Origin of the sequence: Candidatus Palauibacter australiensis (genome assembly GCA_026705295.1) — a bacterium.
Classification (GTDB): Bacteria; Gemmatimonadota; Gemmatimonadetes; order Palauibacterales; family Palauibacteraceae; genus Palauibacter; species Palauibacter australiensis.
The window spans coordinates 1-17,675 of record JAPPBA010000044.1; the positions used below are offsets into that span (position 1 = coordinate 1).

The 17,675-nt window shown below is 71.9% G+C and carries 18 protein-coding genes; all 18 read right to left on the reverse strand.

Going from position 1 to position 17,675, the window contains the following annotated elements:
• Window positions 1-901: DUF222 domain-containing protein (locus tag OXN85_03145; protein ID MCY3598956.1), on the reverse strand; the 901-nt coding region annotated here is incomplete at its 3' end.
• Between the two features lie 210 nt (window positions 902-1,111).
• Window positions 1,112-1,876 (reverse strand): triose-phosphate isomerase, encoded by a 765-nt coding sequence (gene tpiA / locus OXN85_03150; protein MCY3598957.1) that lies wholly within the window; start codon window positions 1,874-1,876, stop codon window positions 1,112-1,114.
• Entirely contained in the window at window positions 1,873-3,114 is a 1,242-nt protein-coding gene (locus OXN85_03155) for a phosphoglycerate kinase (protein ID MCY3598958.1), read from the reverse strand. Before OXN85_03155 ends, tpiA begins: the two co-directional genes overlap by 4 nt.
• Before the next feature lie 27 nt (window positions 3,115-3,141).
• Entirely contained in the window at window positions 3,142-4,170 is a 1,029-nt protein-coding gene (gene gap, locus OXN85_03160; GenBank protein MCY3598959.1) for a type I glyceraldehyde-3-phosphate dehydrogenase, read from the reverse strand.
• Between the two features lie 43 nt (window positions 4,171-4,213).
• Entirely contained in the window at window positions 4,214-5,026 is an 813-nt protein-coding gene (locus OXN85_03165) for a ComF family protein (protein ID MCY3598960.1), read from the reverse strand.
• Window positions 5,023-5,880, reverse strand: coding sequence for a shikimate dehydrogenase (aroE, locus tag OXN85_03170; protein ID MCY3598961.1), 858 nt, complete (start codon window positions 5,878-5,880; stop codon window positions 5,023-5,025). Before aroE ends, OXN85_03165 begins: the two co-directional genes overlap by 4 nt.
• Window positions 5,877-6,362, reverse strand: a complete 486-nt coding sequence (locus OXN85_03175) for a low molecular weight phosphotyrosine protein phosphatase (protein ID MCY3598962.1) — start codon at window positions 6,360-6,362, stop codon at window positions 5,877-5,879. Before OXN85_03175 ends, aroE begins: the two co-directional genes overlap by 4 nt.
• Window positions 6,359-7,063 (reverse strand): L-threonylcarbamoyladenylate synthase, encoded by a 705-nt coding sequence (locus OXN85_03180; protein MCY3598963.1) that lies wholly within the window; start codon window positions 7,061-7,063, stop codon window positions 6,359-6,361. The genes OXN85_03175 and OXN85_03180 overlap by 4 nt, the downstream gene beginning before the upstream one ends.
• 5 nt (window positions 7,064-7,068) lie before the next feature.
• Window positions 7,069-7,821 (reverse strand): 2-C-methyl-D-erythritol 4-phosphate cytidylyltransferase, encoded by a 753-nt coding sequence (gene ispD / locus OXN85_03185; GenBank protein ID MCY3598964.1) that lies wholly within the window; start codon window positions 7,819-7,821, stop codon window positions 7,069-7,071.
• Window positions 7,821-9,206: a replicative DNA helicase gene (gene dnaB, locus OXN85_03190; protein MCY3598965.1), complete on the reverse strand. Its 1,386-nt coding sequence runs from the start codon at window positions 9,204-9,206 to the stop codon at window positions 7,821-7,823. The genes ispD and dnaB overlap by 1 nt, the downstream gene beginning before the upstream one ends.
• On the reverse strand, window positions 9,199-9,987 hold the full coding sequence (locus tag OXN85_03195; GenBank protein ID MCY3598966.1) for a uracil-DNA glycosylase: 789 nt from the start codon (window positions 9,985-9,987) through the stop codon (window positions 9,199-9,201). The genes dnaB and OXN85_03195 overlap by 8 nt, the downstream gene beginning before the upstream one ends.
• A complete protein-coding gene (gene coaBC, locus OXN85_03200; protein MCY3598967.1) occupies window positions 9,984-11,201 on the reverse strand; it encodes a bifunctional phosphopantothenoylcysteine decarboxylase/phosphopantothenate--cysteine ligase CoaBC in 1,218 nt (405 codons plus the stop codon). Before coaBC ends, OXN85_03195 begins: the two co-directional genes overlap by 4 nt.
• A gap of 40 nt (window positions 11,202-11,241) precedes the next feature.
• Complete coding sequence (locus tag OXN85_03205; GenBank protein MCY3598968.1) at window positions 11,242-11,463, reverse strand: hypothetical protein; 222 nt, start codon at window positions 11,461-11,463, stop codon at window positions 11,242-11,244.
• A 90-nt stretch (window positions 11,464-11,553) separates the two neighbouring features.
• Entirely contained in the window at window positions 11,554-12,210 is a 657-nt protein-coding gene (gene gmk, locus OXN85_03210; GenBank protein ID MCY3598969.1) for a guanylate kinase, read from the reverse strand.
• Window positions 12,207-13,088, reverse strand: a complete 882-nt coding sequence (locus OXN85_03215; GenBank protein ID MCY3598970.1) for a YicC family protein — start codon at window positions 13,086-13,088, stop codon at window positions 12,207-12,209. The genes gmk and OXN85_03215 overlap by 4 nt, the downstream gene beginning before the upstream one ends.
• 31 nt (window positions 13,089-13,119) lie before the next feature.
• The gene (locus OXN85_03220; protein MCY3598971.1) at window positions 13,120-14,997 is read right to left on the reverse strand and encodes a hypothetical protein; all 1,878 of its coding nucleotides are present in this window, start codon (window positions 14,995-14,997) and stop codon (window positions 13,120-13,122) included.
• Window positions 14,970-16,391 carry a leucyl aminopeptidase gene (locus OXN85_03225; GenBank protein ID MCY3598972.1) on the reverse strand — a complete coding sequence of 474 codons (1,422 nt, stop codon included), beginning with the start codon at window positions 16,389-16,391 and terminating at the stop codon, window positions 14,970-14,972. Before OXN85_03225 ends, OXN85_03220 begins: the two co-directional genes overlap by 28 nt.
• 166 nt (window positions 16,392-16,557) lie before the next feature.
• The coding region (locus OXN85_03230) for a citrate synthase (protein MCY3598973.1) at window positions 16,558-17,675 on the reverse strand (1,118 nt) is incomplete at its 5' end.

Here is a 17,675-nt window from a genome sequence, read left to right on the forward strand (position 1 = left end):
CCTCCTCCGTGGCCAGGATCTCGGGGCCGCCGGCCACGGTGTGGAGCACCAGTTGGACCTTCGCCTCCGCGCGATCCTCGAGCCACGCCCCGAGCGCGTCGTGGCGCCGCTCCCCCTGACTCGGCCGGAGCGCAAGCGGCCGGGGCGCCTGCGGCCGGGGCTCGGGCGTGGGCGGGTCCGGCTCCCCCATGGCCTCCCCCGTGGCTTCCCCGACGGCGGCGTCGGTCTCGCGCTCCATGGCGGCGTCGGTCTCGCGTTCGATGGCGGCTTCGGCCTCGCGCTCCATGGCGCACTCCTGTCGGTGGAGTTCGTCGGCGGCCGCGTCCAGCGTCTGCACGAGCAGGGCGCCCACCTCGGGCAGGAGCAGCCCGCGGACCTCGTACATGCCGTCGCCCGTCATCCGAACCGTCAGGTAGCGACGGGCCGCCATCTCCGACACCCCGTCCAGCTCTGCGGAGGCCGCATCCGCGCTCCTCCACGCCCGCACGAGACGCTCCACCTGGCTCGCGGTGTGGTGGAGGGCGAACTCGACCAGCCGCGCCTCGCTCTCGGCCGTGGCCACGCGCGTCAACGCCCGGACCTTGGACCAGGAGAGCCGCCCCTTCTCCATCTCGGCCGAGGTCAGCGGCAGCTCGGCGAGGCGGCGGGCCGCCCGCAGCCGCTCGCGAGCCACGCCGAGGGAGATCCCGGCGCGCCAGTTGAGCCAGTGCGCGCAGGAGCGCCAGCCGCTCCAGCGTTCCTCCTCGTCGAAGCGGCGCAGCAGGGTCAGGAGCCGATACTGGGCGGCGTCGAGGTGGGCGCAGAGTTCGGCGATCTCGTCGCCGACGGGGTCGCCGTTCAAAACCGCGGGGTGCGAGACGGCATCGTTCGAGACATCAGGGGTGTCGGGCGCGACAGGCATGGCTTCTCATCCGAATCTCAGGGTTCAGGGGCAGCCGGAGCGGCACCACTCACAACTCCGGTTTCATACCCCGATCTTCGGTATACGTTCGGGTCGGCTCTCAACGTAGTCTCAACGCGATCCTTCCACGCGATCCCTCCGTGCGATCCTTCAACGCCCGGGACGTTCCCGCGGGAACGTCGGCGACCAGTCCGCGCCCGCGGTCAGCCGCTACCGGCCGGCGGCGCAGATCGCGGCCCAACTGTCGGGATCGAGGCTCGCGCCGCCGACGAGCACGCCGTCCACCCCGGGGGCGGCAAGGAGCGCCTCGATGTTGGCCGGCTTGACGCTCCCGCCGTAGAGGATCGCCGCCCGCTCGGCATCGCATCCTTCCGCCCGCACCAGTTGGTCGCGGACGATGGCGTGGGCCTCCGCGGCGTCGGCCGGGCTCGCCGTCCGTCCGGTGCCGATCGCCCACACGGGCTCGTAGGCGTAGACGAGGCGGGCTCGGCCCTCGTCATCGAGGGGACGGAGGGCCTCCCGGATCTGCGTCTCGAGCACCGTTGCGAGCCGTCCGGCCTCGCGCTCTTCGAGCGTCTCGCCCACGCACAGGACGGGACGGAGCCCGGCCTCCAGCAGGCGAACCAGCTTGCGCCCCACGTCCGCGTCGGTATCGCCGAACTCCCGGCGCCGCTCGGAGTGCCCCGCCAGCCCCCAGGTGGCGCCGGTCGCCGGGACCATGGCGGCGGAGATTCCGCTCGTGTGCGCGCCCTCGACCTCGGTGTGCACGTCCTGCACCCCGAACTCCAGGTCCGGACGCCCGGAGGCCGCCGCGGCGAAGGCCGCCAGGCTGATGGCGGGCGGAAACACGACCACGGTCGCATCGCCGCGGGGCGCGTAGCTCGCGGCGAACCGTTCCACGAACGCCCCGGTCTCATCCGGCCCGTGACACATCTTCCAGTTCGCAGCAAACACCGGAGTACGCAACTGACTCACGAACGCCTCCTTTTGGTGAGGGCGTCGAGGCCGGGGAGGCGGCCGCTCGACAGGTATTCGAGGGCGGCTCCGCCCCCGGTGCAGACGTGCGATACGCGATCCGAAAGCCCGGCGCGGCGGATGGCGGCGGCGGAGTCGCCGCCCCCGATGACGGTGAAGGCGCCCGCCGCCGTCGCCTCCGCGGCGGCCTGCGCGATGGCGAACGTGCCGGCCGCGAACCGCGGGTCCTCGAACAGGCCCATGGGACCGTTCCAGAAGAAGGCGGCACACCCGCGCAATGCGTCCGCGTAGCGGGCGCGGGACGCGGGTCCGATGTCCAGGGCGGCCATCCCCGGTCCGATCGTGTCGGCCGGGACGCTGTCGACGTTCTCGACGCTCTCGACGTTCTCGACGCTCTCGACCTTCCCGGCGCGCTCCCCCTCCCCGCCGGCCCGGTCGAGGGCCATCACGTCCGTCGGCAGCCGGATCCGGTCTTCCCCCGCGGACAGGATCGAGCGGGCGAGATCGAGCGCCGCCTCCTCGACGAGCGAGGCTCCGGTCTCGAACCCCTGCGCGCGGAGGAAGGTGTTCGCCATGGCGCCGCCGACGAGGATCAGGTCGGCGCGTTCCAGGAAGCGGCGCAGGAGTTCGATCTTGTCGCCGATCTTGGCCCCTCCGAAGGCCACGACGAACGGGCGGCGCGGCTGCTCGAGCGCGCTGAGCGCCTCCAGTTCGCGCTCGACGAGCAGTCCCGCCGCCGAAGGGTTCAGAACGGCGGGCACGCCCGTCGTCGAGGCGTGCGCACGGTGCAGCGTGCCGAACGCGTCGTTGACGAAGAAGTCGCCGAGACGGGCGAGGCGGCCGGCGAGCGCCTCGTCGTTCGCGGTCTCCCCGGGCAGGAAACGCGTGTTCTCGACGAGGAGCACCTGTCCGGCTTTCAGTTCGCGGCTGGCGCGGAGCGCGTCCTCTCCGTCGCACGGCGCGGAGAAGAGGACTTCGGTCCCGAGCAGGCCGGCGAGCGCGGGGGCCACAGGAGACAGGGAAAGCGCGGGATCCGGCCGCCCCCCGGGACGGCCGAGGTGCGAGAGCAGCACCGGCCGGGCGCCCCTCCGCAGCAGCCACCGGAGCGTCGGCAGCGATGCTTCGATCCGCGTCGCATCGGCGACTTGCCCGGCGTCGAGCGGCACGTTGTAGTCCACGCGCACCAGCGCCCGTTTCCCGGCCAGGTCGGCCGGGAGGTCGCGCAGCCGGCTAGTCACGACGAGGGGACGACGGGCCGGGGGCGCTCAGGTCCCGACGGCGGTGGGCAGACGCTCTCCGACGAAGCTCGCCAGATCCACCAGGCGGTTCGAATACCCCCACTCGTTGTCGTACCACGAGATGACCTTCACGAGCGTGCCGTCCATGACCGATGTCGACTGCGCGTCGACGATCGCGCTGGCCGGGTGTCCCGTGAAGTCGACGGACACGAGCGGTTCCTCGGTGTATTCGAGCACGCCGTCGAGCGGCCCCTCGGCGGCCTCGCGAAACGCGTCGTTGATCTCGCCGGCCGAGGTGTCCCGCGACACGGTGGCCACGAGGTCCACGATCGACACGTCCGGCGTCGGCACGCGCATCGCCATCCCGTCCAGCTTCCCCTTGACCTGCGGGAGGACGAGGCCCACGGCCTTCGCCGCGCCCGTCGTCGTGGGGATGATCGACAGCCCGGCGGCGCGGGCGCGCCGGAGGTCCTTGTGCGGGAGGTCGAGGAGCTGCTGGCCGTTGGTGTACGCGTGGACCGTCGTCATGAGGCCGCGCTCGAAGCCGAAGCGATCGAGCAGGACCTTCACGACCGGAGCGATGCAGTTGGTCGTGCAGCTCGCGTTCGAGATCACGTCATGCGTCGCCGGATCGTATTCGTCCGCGTTCACGCCCAGGACGAGGGTGATGTCCGGCTCGATGCCCGGCGCGGAGATGAGGACCTTCTTCGCCCCCGCGCGCAGGTGCCGGGTCGCATCCTCCCTCTTCCGGAAGATGCCCGTGGATTCGATCACGACATCCACGTCGAGTTCCTTCCAGGGGAGGTCGGCCGGGTCGCGTTCCGAGAAGACGCTGACGCGTTCGTCTCCCAGCGCGAGTTCGCCCCCCTCCACGCGCACGTCGCCGGGAAAGCGGCCGTGTACCGAGTCGTACTTGAACAGATGGGCGAGCGTCGCCGCATCCGTGAGGTCGTTTATCGCGACGAAATCAAGGTCCCCGCGCGGGTTCTGAAGCGCCGCGCGCAGGATGTTCCGGCCGATGCGGCCGAAACCGTTGATGGCCACCCTCACACTCATTCGGATTCCTCTCGGGAAGGATTACGGGCGGCGTGCCCCGGCATTACGGGCGACGCGCCCCGGTCGGCGATTCGTCCCGGTCCAGGGGACGCAAGGTGCGGGCAAAACTAACGGTGGCGACGCTGCGGAATCCAGCCTCGGCCAGCGTCTCGGCACAGGCGATCGCGGTGGCTCCGGTCGTGAGCACATCGTCGACGATGATCGCGCCCGGGCGCGCGTCCGGGAGGCCGGCGCGCAACTGGAAGCGACCCTGTACGTTCGCGCGGCGCAGCGCCCCGCGGACGCCCGCCTGACGGCCGCCCCCCGCGCGGCGGTCGAGGAACGGCCCCAGCGACCCGACGCCGAGGTCCGCGAGCGCGCGGGCCAGCTCTCCGGCCTGGTTGAAGCCCCGTTCCCGCTGCCGGGCGGGCGTGAGCGGCACCGGGATCAGCCACGGCGCGCCCTCGCCGATCCGGCACGCGATCGCCTCGGCGGCCGGAGCCATGCGGGCGGCCATCCACGGGGCGAGGGAGCGCCAGCGGTCGTACTTCAGCGCGCGCACCGTTTGGGCGGCGAGGCCCTCGAAGGCGAAGGGCGCCTCGGCCGCCACCAGCACTTCGGGCCACTCCTCGCAGGTGCCGCACGGCACGAGTTCGCCGGCCGCCGCCACGAGGTTGCCGAGCGGCTGAGCGCAACGCGGGCAGCGCGGACTCGCGAGCCGAGGGAGTCGCGACCGGCACAGGGCGCACAGCGGCGGGCCATCGGGCGCGACGCCGCGGCGGCACCCGACGCACGCCGCGGGGACGAGCGCGTCGAAGGCCGCGGCGGCCGCTCTGCCCACGAGACGGAGCGGGCCGGGGCGCGCCGCAACCCTCACTCCGGCCCGGACCGCCGCGCGAGTTCCGCCACGGCCGCCTCCCGCATCGCGTCGAACGGGGCCTCGCAGCCGCGGAACCAGCGCTCGAGCGAGAGCGCCGCCTGGCCCACGAGCATGTCGAGTCCGCCCGCGGCCCGCAGGCCGAGCGCGCGCGCCTGTCGCACCCACGCGGTTCCTCCCGCCGCGTACACCATGTCGAAGGCCGCGCCGAACCGCGCCCGGTCCGCGTCCCCTTCCATACCCCGGTCCAGGTCGAGGGGGAGCGGGTCTCCAGGAGCGAGCCCGAGGCTCGTCGAGTTCAGCACGAGATCGTACATCGCGCCGACGCCCGGTGCGGCCACCACGCGCACGGCGCCGGGAGCGTGGGCCAGCGCCCGGTCGCGCAGGGCGCGCGCGCGTGCGGAGGTCCGGTTGAGGATCTCGACGGACGACACGCCGTCTTCGAGCAGGGCATGGACCGCGGCCCGGGCCGCGCCGCCGGCTCCCAGGAGCAGCACGCGCGCGCCCCGCGGCCGGAAGCCGAGGCGGGAGAAGGCGATGCGGAGGCCGCCGACATCCGTGTTGTCGCCCGCGACCTCGCCATCCGGCCGCCGCCACCAGCAGTTGCACGCCCCGGTCGCCCGCACCGCGGCGCTCGGCCGCGCCAGCGCCCGGGCTGCCCGGAGCTTGTGCGGGAGCGTCACGTTGCCGCCCGCCAGGCCGGCGCTCCGCATGACCGGACCGACCTCGTCGGCAGCGGTCCGCCGGGCCACGTATTCCGCGTCGAGTCCGAGCACGTCGAAGGCCGCGCGGTGCATGGCGGGAGAAATCGAGTGCCGCACGGGATCCCCGAGCAGCGCGAAGCGCAGCGTCACGGCCCGGACCCTTCGTGCCCTCCCCGTTCTTCGCCGAGCGCGTCGAAGAGCCCCCGCATGGCCCGCATCAGCAACTTCCGCGTCTCCTCGTACGTCTCGACGTCTCCGCCGTACGGATCCGGGACCCCGGCCCCCCTCCAGTCGTCGTCCGCGGGCAGGAAATCCGTCATGACGCGGACCGGCGCGTCCGGAGCCAGGCGCGCGGCCGCCCGGGCATGCGACGCCTCCATGCCGATGATCAGGTCGGCCCATTCGAGCAGTTCCAGCGACAGTTCCCGGGAGGCGTGCGGCACGAGGTCGAGTCCGTGCGCGGCGGCGACGGCGATCCCGGGACCCGAGGCCGGCTGGCCGGGAAACGCGAAGGTGCCCGCCGATGCGCAGGAGACCTCCGCCCACCCGCGCGCGTCCGCTTCCGCCCGAGCGATCACCTCGGCCAGCGGGCTGCGGCATATGTTTCCGGTGCAGACGAAGAGCAGGTTCATCGAGGCGATTCTCCGAGAGGATGCGGGGCGAGGGCCCGGGTCACTTCTGCCGCCGGCACGGCGCCTTCACGCAGGATTTCGACGCCCTCCCCCCTGACGCGCACGAGCGTCGACGGGGTCGAACCGGCGAGATCGCCCGCGTCGAGCCAACCCACCGTCCCGGCCGAGGAGCCGACCCCCGACAGCGCGGCGCGCACCTCGCGGCCGGTCCTCGCCGGGGACTCTCCCGTCACGTTCAGGCTCGTGGACGTCAGCAGCCCGCCGGCCCGGTCGAGGAGGCGTCTCACGACCGGGTGAGGGTCGACGCGCACGGCGACCCCGGTGTCGCTGCCGTCCTCCAGCACCAGGGTGAGCGGCCCCGGCCAGAAGGCGTCGGCGAGCCGGCGCGCCGCCTCCGTCCAGCGCGTCTCCGGCAGCGCCTCGCGGAGCGCTTCGCGGCTCGCGGCGAGCCGGATCAGCGGCCCCGGCGGCCGGCGCTTGATCGCGGCGATCCGCGCGTCGACATCCGGCCACGGCCGGCCGCCCAGCCCGTACACTGTCGAAGTGGGGTGTGCCACCACGCCTCCGGCATCGAGGAGCGCCACCGCCCGGTCGAGCGCTTCATCCTCCGTCGCCAGCGCCCGGCCCGGCCCGGCCGCCGCCCCCGGCGCGCCCGGCGCGCCCGGAGCGCCCGGCGCCCCCGTCCATACGCGCCATTTCACCACCACTAGTTCCCCGCGGCGATCAACCCGGTCTCAACCATGGCGCGCGCGAGCGCCAGGTCGCGCGCGGTCGTGATCTTGAGGTTCGCCGGATCGCCCTCCACCGTGGCAACGTCGATGCCGAGGCGCTCGCACAGCAGCGCGTCGTCCGTCATGGCGGCGGCGTCCTGCGCCTCCCAGGCGCCCGCATCGTCGAGCGCGTGGGTACGGGTCAGGACGTCGGCCGGGAACCCCTGCGGCGTCTGTACGCGGCGGAGCCGGTCGCGCGGCACCGTCTCCTCGATCCAGCCTCCCTCATCGACCCGTTTCACCGTGTCCTCGACGGCGACCGCCGGCACCACCGGGCCGTTCCGGGCTCCGTCCACGACGCGGGACACGAGTTCGGCCGACACGAACGGACGCGCCCCATCGTGCACGAGCACGGTCTCGACGCCCCCCGCCAGCGCCTCGACACCGGCCCGCACGGAATCGGCCCGAAACACGCCGCCCGCCACGACGCGCACCCCATCCGGAAGCCAGGCCGGGGGCGAGGCCGCCCTCGGCGGCGACAGCACGACCACGACCCGGTCGACGTCGGGATGGTTCACGAGCGTCCGCACCGACCAGGCGAGCACCGGCATGCCGCAGAGGTCGACGAACTGCTTGGGCCGCGACGCGCCGAAGCGATGTCCCTGCCCCGCCGCGACGACGACGGCCCCGACGACGGCCCCGACGACGGCGCCGACGCCGCGGGCGGCCGCCGGGCCTCCCGCCGGCACTAGTCGGGTTCCGGACGGCGGCTCACGGATTCGAACGCCGTGAAGGCCTTGTGGAAGTAGAGTTCGACGGTTCCGGTCGGCCCGTTGCGCTGCTTGCCCACGATGAGTTCGGCCTTCCCCGCCAATCCCCGTTCCTCCACCTCTTCCGGCTTGCGGTGCATCTCCTCGCGGAAGATGAAGAGGACGACGTCCGCATCCTGTTCGATCGCGCCCGACTCGCGCAGGTCGGAGAGCCTGGGACGGTTCCCTTCGCGCTGTTCGGGCGCCCGCGAGAGCTGCGAGAGGGCGAGGAGCGGCACGCCGACCTCCTTGGCGATCGCCTTCAGCGACCGGGAGATCGCGCTGATCTCCTGCTGGCGGTTCTCGATCCGCGCCCCGCCGGACATCAGCTGCAGGTAGTCAAGCACGACGAGCCCCACGCCGACTTCCGCGTGCAGGCGCCGCACCTTGGCGCGGAGTTCGATTGGTGAGATCGCGGGCGTATCGTCGATCCAGATCGGGGCCGTGTTCAGGTGCCCGGCCCCGCTCGCCAGCCGCGTGAAGTCGTCGGATGACAAGCGCCCCGTCCGGATCCGGCTCGAATCCACCTTGGACTCCGAGCTCAGCATGCGCTGGACGAGCGACTCTCTCGACATTTCAAGCGAAAAGATCGCCACCGGAACGTCCTCGGCGATCGCCGTGTGCTGGGCGATGTTGAGCGCGAGGGCCGTCTTGCCCATCGAGGGGCGGCCGGCGAGCACGACCAGGTCGGCGGGCTGGAACCCCGCCGTCATGCGGTCGAGGTCGGTGAACCCGGACGCGACGCCGGTAATCGTGCCGGGGTTGCGCACGAGTTCGTCGATCCGGTCCATCGTCGAGCGCAGGACTTCCTTGATGCGGACGAAGGTCCCGCGCTGCTCCGCCTGCGAGATCTCGAAGATCCTCTGCTCGGCGCGGTCGAGCGTCTCGTCGACCTCGCCCGACCCCGCATCGTAGGCGTCCTGGATGATCTCGGTGGCGCTGGAGATGAGCCGCCGGAGCACCGTCTTGTCGCGCAGAATGCGGCAGTGGTGGCCGACGTTGGCGGCGGTGGGCACCGCATCCACGAGCTTCGCGAGGTACGCCATCCCCCCGACGGCCTCGAGTTCCGCGGCCGTCTGCAGTTCGTCCGCGAGCGTGACGGCGTCGATCACGTCGCCGCGCCCGTACAGGCGCACCATCGCGCGGAAGATCCGGCGGTTGCCCTCCCGGTGGAAGCCGGAATCGTCGATCTGTTCGAGGGCGACGGCGACGGCGTCGCCATCGATGAGCATCGCCCCGAGGACCGAGATCTCGGCCTCTTCGGACCAGGGCGTGCGCCGGGCCTCGATGGCGTCGCTGGGGAGGCTGATCGCCGTGTCAACCAAGGCGGGCCTCGCGATCTCCGATGCCGGCTTCGACGCCGTCGAGCATGCGGCGCACGATCTGCAGATCCTCCCACGTCGGCCGGATCCAGCCCGGGTTGCGGAGCAGCGCCGCCGGGTGGTAGGTGACGACGACGGGATACCCGGAATATCGGTGCACGGCGCCCCGGAGCCGCCCCAGCGCGGACTTCGTTTCGAGCAGTGTGCGCGCGGCGAAGGCACCGAAGGCGATGATCACCTCGGGTTCGATGAGCGCGAGCTGCCTCAGGAGGTAGGGAGAGCAGGCCGCGACCTCCTCGGGGAGCGGGTCGCGGTTCCGGGGCGGCCGGGATTTCAGCACGTTGCAGATGTAGACGGATGTCCGCGGAAGCCCGATCGACAGCAGCAGGCGGTCGAGCAGGCCGCCGGCGCGGCCGACGAAGGGGCGGCCGGTCTCATCCTCGTGCTTCCCGGGCGCCTCCCCCACGCACACGACGCGGGCGTCCGCCGCCCCCTCGCCGAACACCGGGTTCTTCCGCGATTCGTGGAGCGTGCAGCGCGAGCAGGAGGCGACGAGCGCGGCCAGCGCCTCCAGGTCCGGCGCCTCCGCGATCATCGGCCCCGTCACCGTCGGGTCAGGGCGGGTCCCCGCGTCCGCTCGCGCCGGGCTGCGCCCCGCGGCCAGGCCGCGCACGACCTCTTCGCGCGTCGCATGCTCGAGCATGAGCGCGTTCTCCTCCGCGGAGAGCGTCTGCTCGAGAAAGGTGCGCGCGAGCGCCCGGGCCTCGGCATCCGGCGGGTTCACCTCCCGGCCGCCGCGGGGATCGCGGCTTCGACCCGGTCGAGCAACGCGTCCGCCAACTCGGTCTTCTTCGCCAACGGCAACTCCTCGACCCTGCCCCTCCGGTCGATCAACGTGATGCGGTTCGTCTCGGACTCGAATCCCGCGCCGGGCTCCACGGCCGAATTCACCGCGACGAGGTGCATGCCCTTGCGCTCGAGTTTCTTCCGTCCGCGGGTGAGAAGGTCCTCCGTCTCGAGCGCGAACCCCAGAGTAAAGATTCCCTCCCGTTCGCGGAACGCCCGCGTCTCCAGCAGCAGGTCCGGTCCCGCGCGGAGCGCGAGTTCGAACCCCTTCCCGTCCCCGTCCGTCTTCCTGATCTTCGAGTCCGACGCGCGGGCCGGCTCGAAATCGCCGACGGCGGCCGCCATCAACAGGATGTCCGCATCCGTCAACGCGGTCTCAAGCGCGGCGAGCATCTCGCCGGCCGTCTCGACCTCCACCACGTCGGGCCCCGCCGGCCGCGGCATCCGGCCGGGTCCGCTGATGAGCGTGACGTCGCCCCCGCGCCGCCAGGCGGCTTCGGCGAGCGCGAACCCCATGCGGCCCGACGAGCGGTTCGTGATGAAGCGGACGGGATCCAGCGCGGCCCTCGTCGGCCCCGCCGTGGCGACGACCTTCCGTCCGCGCAGGCCGGTCGCCGTCTCGAGCGCCCGCCCGATGCGCGGCACGATCTCTTCGGGCTCGAGCAGCCGCCCCGGCCCGCTCTCCCCCTCCGCGAGCGGACCATCGGCGGGTCCCGCGATCCCGTAGCCGGCCTCGACCAGCCGCGCGACGTTCGCCTGCGTGATCGGATGCTCCCACATCCGCGTGTTCATCGCGGGACAGACGATCACCGGCGCGCGCGAGGCCAGCACGGCGGTCGTCGCCAGGTCGTCCGCGGCCCCGGCCGCGAGCCGGGAGATGAGGTTGGCCGTCGCGGGCGCGATGACGACGACATCGGCTTCGAGCCCGAGATCCAGGTGCGCCATGGGCCGGTCCCACAGCGACGCGTGCACGGGGCGGCCCGTGATCCCTTCGAAGGTGACGCGTCCAATGAAACGCTCGGCCGACGCCGTGAGGATGACCTCGACCCCGGCCCCGGCCTCGATCAGGCGGCGGGAGAGGATCGCGCTCTTGTACGCGGCGATCCCGCCAGATACGACGAGCAGTACGCGACGACCGTCGAAGGGCCGCACGGAGCTAGCAGTCCGGCAGGGGTTTTGCCACGGGCTGCTACTAGGGCATCAGGGTGGGGCGCGCCCGGACGATCCGGTATTGCAGCTTCTTTTCCTCCGAGGTCAGCGCGTCGGCGGCGACCGTCGTCAGCTTCTCCGCGCCGTACGGTGAGCGTTCGAGCGGAAGGGCGTTGAGTTCGCGCGCGTACTTCGCGGCGATGAGCACGCCCAGGTACTTGTTCGTCGCCGCCTTCGCCACGGCGTCCGGGGTAAACACCTTCATTCCATCTCTCCCTCGACCCTTACGGCCCAATCGCATTCCGTGCCGCGGCCCGTCGCCGAACCGCACGCCTCCGGGAATCTACCACATGCGTCAAAGAGCATCCAACTCCCCGAGGATGCGTCTCACGTACCGCCGATCCGCGGCGCCGAGACGGCGGCGGGGCACGAGTCCCTCCGCCACGAGCGCCGACACTTCGGCGACTGCCTCCTCGATGCGGTCGTTGACGACGAGCCGGTCGAACTCCGCCGCGGCCTTCAGCTCCGATCGCGCGTTGGTGAGCCGGCGCCGGAGCTGCTCCGGGCTCTCGCTGCCCCGCCCCCTGAGCTGCCGCGCAATCCGCTCGCCGGTGGGCGGGACGATGAAGATCGAGAGGACTTCCGCGACGGCCTCCCACACCTGCCGGGCCCCCTGCACGTCGATGTCGAGCAGGAGATGGGCGCCCGCTTCCCGCGCCCGGTCGAGGTTGTCGCGCGGCGTCCCGTACCGTTCACCGTGGACGGTCGCGTATTCGAGCATGGCCCCCGAGTCCACCAGCGCCTCGAACCGGCTCCGCGAGACGAAGCGGTAGTCCACGCCATCCCGTTCGCGCGCCCGCGGCGCCCGCGTCGTCATCGAGACCGAGAACAGGAAGCCGGGGGAGCGGGCCTCCGCGAGCAGCCGGTCGCGGATCGTCGTCTTCCCCGCCCCGGAGGGTCCGGAGAGGATGACGGGAAAGAGGGTACGGGACCCGGCGGCCGCGGGGCTCACTCGACGTTCTCCACCTGCTCCCGGAGCCGCTCGATCTCGTTCTTCGCCTCCACCACGAGTCTCGAGATGCGGGAGTCGTTCGCCTTCGCGCCCAGCGTGTTGAATTCGCGCTGCAACTCCTGGACGAGAAAGCCGAGCCGCCGCCCCACCGGCTCGTCGACCGGGGCCTCGAGGAACTCCTCGAAGGCTTCCACGTGCGAGCGGGCGCGCACGAGTTCCTCGCTGATCTCCCAGCGGTCCGCGATGAGGGCGATCTCGCGCAGCAGCCGGTCCTCATCCAGACCCTTCCCGGCCAGGTCCGCAACCGCGTCACGGAGCCGGCGCCGCTCGCGCTCGAGCCGTTCCGGCGCCAACGCCTCCGCGCCATCGATCGCCTCCCGCAGCCCGGCCAGGCGTCCCCGAAGGTCGACCTCGAGCCGAGCCCCCTCCCGATCCCGCATCTCCACCAGCAGGTCGAGCGCCTCCGCCGCCGCCCGCTTCACATCGTCCGACTCCGGCACGAACTCCCCGCCCTCGCCACCGGCCCGGCGGAAGATCCCGCCCACGCCCAGCAGCGAAGCCATGTCCGGTTCGCCGGACACCCCGAAGTCGTCCCGGAGCCGCGCGCACGCGTCGAGCACTTCCCGCACGCGCGCCTCGTCCAGGCTCGCGCCGCCCGCCTCCGGGGCGCCCTCCACGCGGACGAAGAGATCCAGGCGGCCGCGCCGGGCCCGGGACTCCGCGAGGGCGCGAAGCTCGCTTTCCGCGCGCTCCACGCCCGGGGGCGCCTTCACCACGACCTTCAGCCCCCGGGAATTCACCGAGCGCGCTTCGACCGTGACGGTCCCGGTCTCCCGCGTCACGGTCGCCGAGCCGTAGCCGGTCATGCTGCGAATCACTCCGACCTCCCCCGGCGCGGCGGCCGCCCGATCAATTGAAGAACTCCCAGCGAAGGCCGAACACGTTGAGCTGCCGCGGGAACAGCGCCCCTTGAAAATCTCCGATTCGACCCGCGCCCAGGTTGCCGAAACGCCAGAAGAACCGAAAGTCGGCGATCTTGAACATGAAGTGCCCGCCCATCCAGCTGTCGGCCTCCAGCAGCGTCGGGTCGGGCGAGTCGGTGACGGGGACGAGCCGCGCCCCGCGGCGGTCGATGTACAGGGACACCCAGATCCGCAGGTGCTCGTCGAAGAAGGTGTCGGAGAGGTAGAGCTCCGTGCGGAACAGGCGGTCGGGAAGGAAGAGGGTCTCGGCGCCGCGGGAGTCGAACTTTCGCCACGAAGCGCGCAGACGGATCGGCTCCACCCCCCGAAGCAGCACGCCGAGAGGCACGACCGGCCCGTCGAAGCGCACCTCCAGCGAGGTGATGTCGACCTCCCCCGAGTCCGCGACGACGAGCCGGTCGAAGGGGGCGCCGAAGCCGACCTGTCGATCCATCCACTGCTCCGAGTAGCGGCCGGCGAGGTTGAACGGCCCGATCTCAAAGGCTGCGGAGGCGCCGCGGGAATCGAACCGCAAGCTGTCGGCGAGCGGGAACTCCGATGTCCCGAGGCTGTCGAGCATGAGATGCTGCGGGAAGCCGACGCCTCGCGTTCCCTCCGCGGTGAAGGCCCGCAACTCGATGGGGAAAAGCAGCGTATCGCGGAAGGCCAGCCCGGCCCGCCAGGACTCCGTCGGGAATTCGTTCCAGCTCGCGAGTTCCGCCCCTCCCTCGAGCGTCAAGGGGCCGATGGGTTGCCAGGCGGAAAGATCGGCGAGGCGCGAGGCGTAGGCGTCGCGCCCGGCGAAGCGGAGGCCCATCGAGATCCCTCCCGAGCCGGGCCGGGCCGAGAACCGCAGGCCGACGCCATCCGCACCCCGTTGCGGCGGCGAAACGGTGTCCGGGAGGTTGGGGACCACATCCGTGAAGCTCGTCGCCTGTCCGTAGGCTTCGAACTGGGCCCGCTGGCCGAGGTTGGCCCGCGTTCGGAGCACCAACTCCCGGCGCGAGAAATTCAGCGTGTCGAGCCCGGTGCGGTCGATCGTCTCGGAACGATACGCGAGCTGAACCCCGAAATCGTTCGAGCGCGGCATCCACGAGAAGCGGCCCTGTACCGCGAAGCGGTTCTGGTCGTTCTGCCGGTCCTGGACGTCGTACCGCTCGAAGGAGGCTTCCACGTTGGACGCCCCACCCAGCGAGTTGGCGAAGACGGCGTCGAGGATCTCGGAGCGCGGGTCCCCGGTCAACCCGCTCACGCGCGAGTAGGCCTGGACCCCGTCGTGGCGGATGAGGTCGACGTCGATGACCAGGCCGTCCGCGCCGCGAAACACGCGCACCCGGTCGACGTAGTTCAACGACAAGCGCCGAAGGTCCGCCTGGGTTCGGGAGAGGGGGAGGACTTCGCGACCGTCGATGTAGAGGGTCACGAGCCCCGGCCCGAAACCGCCATCAAAGATGTGGTGCGGCCCCTGGTAGAACTCGCCGCGAACGCCGGTGATGCCCGGAACGTGCTCGAGCAGGAGTTCGATGAGGGTGAACGAGGGGGACGCGTGCACGCACTCCCGGTCGCAGTCGAAGATCTCGTGCGTCGGACCGCGCAGGCCGATCAGCCGCGCCGGAAAGCTCTGCGCCCGGCCCGATACGCTGTCGGCGAACGCGGCGAGGACGGAGTCGGGCACGACTTCCAGGCTGTCCAGAACCGCCGGCAGGCTGTCCGGGACGGGCGGATCCTGGGCGTGCGCCGCGGAGACGCTCCCGACCGCGAGCAGCAGCGCGCCCAGCAGCCGGACGCCGAGCTTCGTCACCCTCGCGCGCGGACGCGCAGCCATTCATGCACGAGCCGAACTCCGACCCCGGTGGCGCCCTTCGGCTGCCAGCCGCGCGCCTCCTTCGCCCACGCCGTGCCCGCGATGTCGAGGTGGGCCCAGGGCACCTCGTCCGACACGAACTCGCGCAGGAACCAGCCGGCGGTGATCGTGCCCCCGCCCCGGCCGCCGATGTTCTTGATGTCCGCGATGTCGGAGTCGAGCTGTGCGCGATACGCCTTCCACAGCGGCAGGGGCCACGTCCGCTCCCCGGTCGCTTCGCCGGCCTCCGAAAGCTCGTCCGCGATGCCCCGGTCGTTCGCGAGCACCGCCACCGCGTGGTGGCCGAGGGCGATGACGCAGGCCCCGGTCAGCGTGGCCATGTCGACGATCGCGACCGGATCCAGCCGCTGCGCGTAGGTCAGGGCGTCCGACAGGATGAGGCGGCCCTCGGCATCCGTATTGATGACCTCGATCGACTTGCCCGACAGGCCGCGGATCACGTCCCCCGGCTTCACGGCATCCCCCGCCGGGAGGTTCTCCGTCGCGGGCACGAGGCCGATCACGCGCTGTGGGATATCGAGGCGCGCCGCCGCGATCAGGACGCCGAACACGGCCGCGGCGCCCGCCATATCGTACTTCATGTCCTCCATGCCCGAGGCGGGCTTGAGCGAGATCCCGCCCGCATCGAAGGTCACGCCCTTGCCGACGACGACGACGGGGTCGCCGCCCGACCCCGCGTGCTCCATCTCGATGAAGCGCGGCTCCTCGACGGACCCGCGGGCCACGGTGAGGAGGCCTCCGAACCCGTCCTCCTCCAGCCGCTCCCGGTCCCGGATCTCGACCCGGAAGCCGTATTCCTCCGCCAGCCGCTCCGCCTCCGCCGCGAGGTAGCGCGGCGTCGCCACGTTGCCCGGCAGCGTCACGAGTTCGCGCGTGGCGTTCTGCGCCTCGGCGAGCACGCACCCCCGCCGCACGGCGGCCTCGGCCTCCGCACCGGCCTCGCCCCCGGCGATGAGGACGCGCTCTTCCGGCGCCTCGGTGCGGCCTTCCGCGTCGCGGAGCCCGTCGTAACGCCAGTCGCCCAGCGCGAGCCCCTCGGCCGACGCCTGCCACACCGCGCCGTCCGCCGTCTCCGGCACGCGAAACCCGACGGACTCGAGGCCGCGCTCGCGCGCCGCTCTGACCCCGGCCCCCGCCGCCCGCCGGCACGATTCGGCTGCCGGCCTCGCTCCGGCGTTGAGGCGCACGACGAAGACATCCGGCGCCTCCGCGGACCCGAGCCGCACCCAGCCCGACGCCTCTCCGGAGCGCCCGTGGCCCTCCAGCCACGCCGCCGCCGCGCCTTCCCACCACTCCTCCGTCGACTCCGCGTCATCGAACCACGGGACCACGAGAGCGTCCAGTTCGCGTTCCACGGGTATCCCCGAGCGTATCTCCACCGACACCTTCCTTGTCTCGACCCTTGTCTCAACGAAAGAAGCGGGCTCGGCAGCCCCCTCCCTGGAGGCCTGCGGCCCGCTTCCGTTGGCGTGCTGGCCGGCGCCGGACGCGGCGGGCTCCGGCCCCTTCCGCGACTTCGGCTCAGCGCTCGTCCATCGGCACCCAGCGCAGGTCCGTCTCACCCACATACTCCGCACGCGGCCGAATGAGCCGGTTGTCGGCGTGCTGCTCCATCACGTGCGCCGTCCAGCCGCCCATCCGCCCCATCGCGAAGAGCGGCGTGTAGAGGTCGATCGGGATGCCGAGCGCGTAGTAGACGGTGGCGCAGTAGAAGTCGACGTTCGGATTGATCCCCTTCTCGGCGATCATCCGGTCCTCCAGCGCACGCGACATCTCGTAGAACTTCCCGAGACCCGCCTGCTGCGTGAGCACGCGGGACATCTCGCGCAGGTGCGTCGCCCGCGGATCCTCCGTCTTGTAGACGCGGTGGCCGAAGCCCATGATCTTCCGCTTCTCGACGAAGGCCCGGTCGAGCCACGGCCCGACGTTCTCCGTGTCGCCGATCTCGAGCAGCGTGTGCATGGCCCTCGCGTTCGCCCCGCCGTGCAGCTCGCCCTTCAGCGCCCCGACGCCACCGGTCACGGCCGAGTGCATGTCCCCGAGCGTGGCGGCGATGACGCGACAGGCGAAGGTCGACGCGTTGAACCCGTGATCGAGGTACAGGAGCAGCGTCCGGTCGAGCGCGTCGACGGCTTCCTCCGTGCCGGGCTCGCCATTCGCCATCCTGACGAAGTCAGCGGAGAGCGAGAGCGACGGGTCGGGCGCCAGCGGCTCCAGCCCCTGCCGAATGCGGTGTATCGCCGCAATGATCGTCGGGGTCCGCGCCACGAGCCGCTCCGCCTTGCGCCGGTTCGCCGCGCTCGAGTTGTCCTCGGCGTCCGGATCGTACACGCCCTCGAGGGAGACCCCGGTCCGAAGGGCGGCCATCGGCACGGTCTCCGCCGGCAGACCCTTCAGGCCCTCCACCGTTCTCGGATCGAGCTGGCGCTGCGCGGCCAGCGCCGCCTCGAACTCGTCGAGTTCCGAACGCCTCGGCAACCGCCCATTCCAGAGCAGGAACACGCTCTCGGGGAAGGAGACGTTCGGCGCCAGTTCGTGGATGTTGTAGCCCCGATAAACGAGGATGCCTTTGAGTCCGTCAATGAAGCTGAGGTGAGTCTGGGAGGAGACGACGCCTTCTAGTCCTTTCCCTGCGGCGG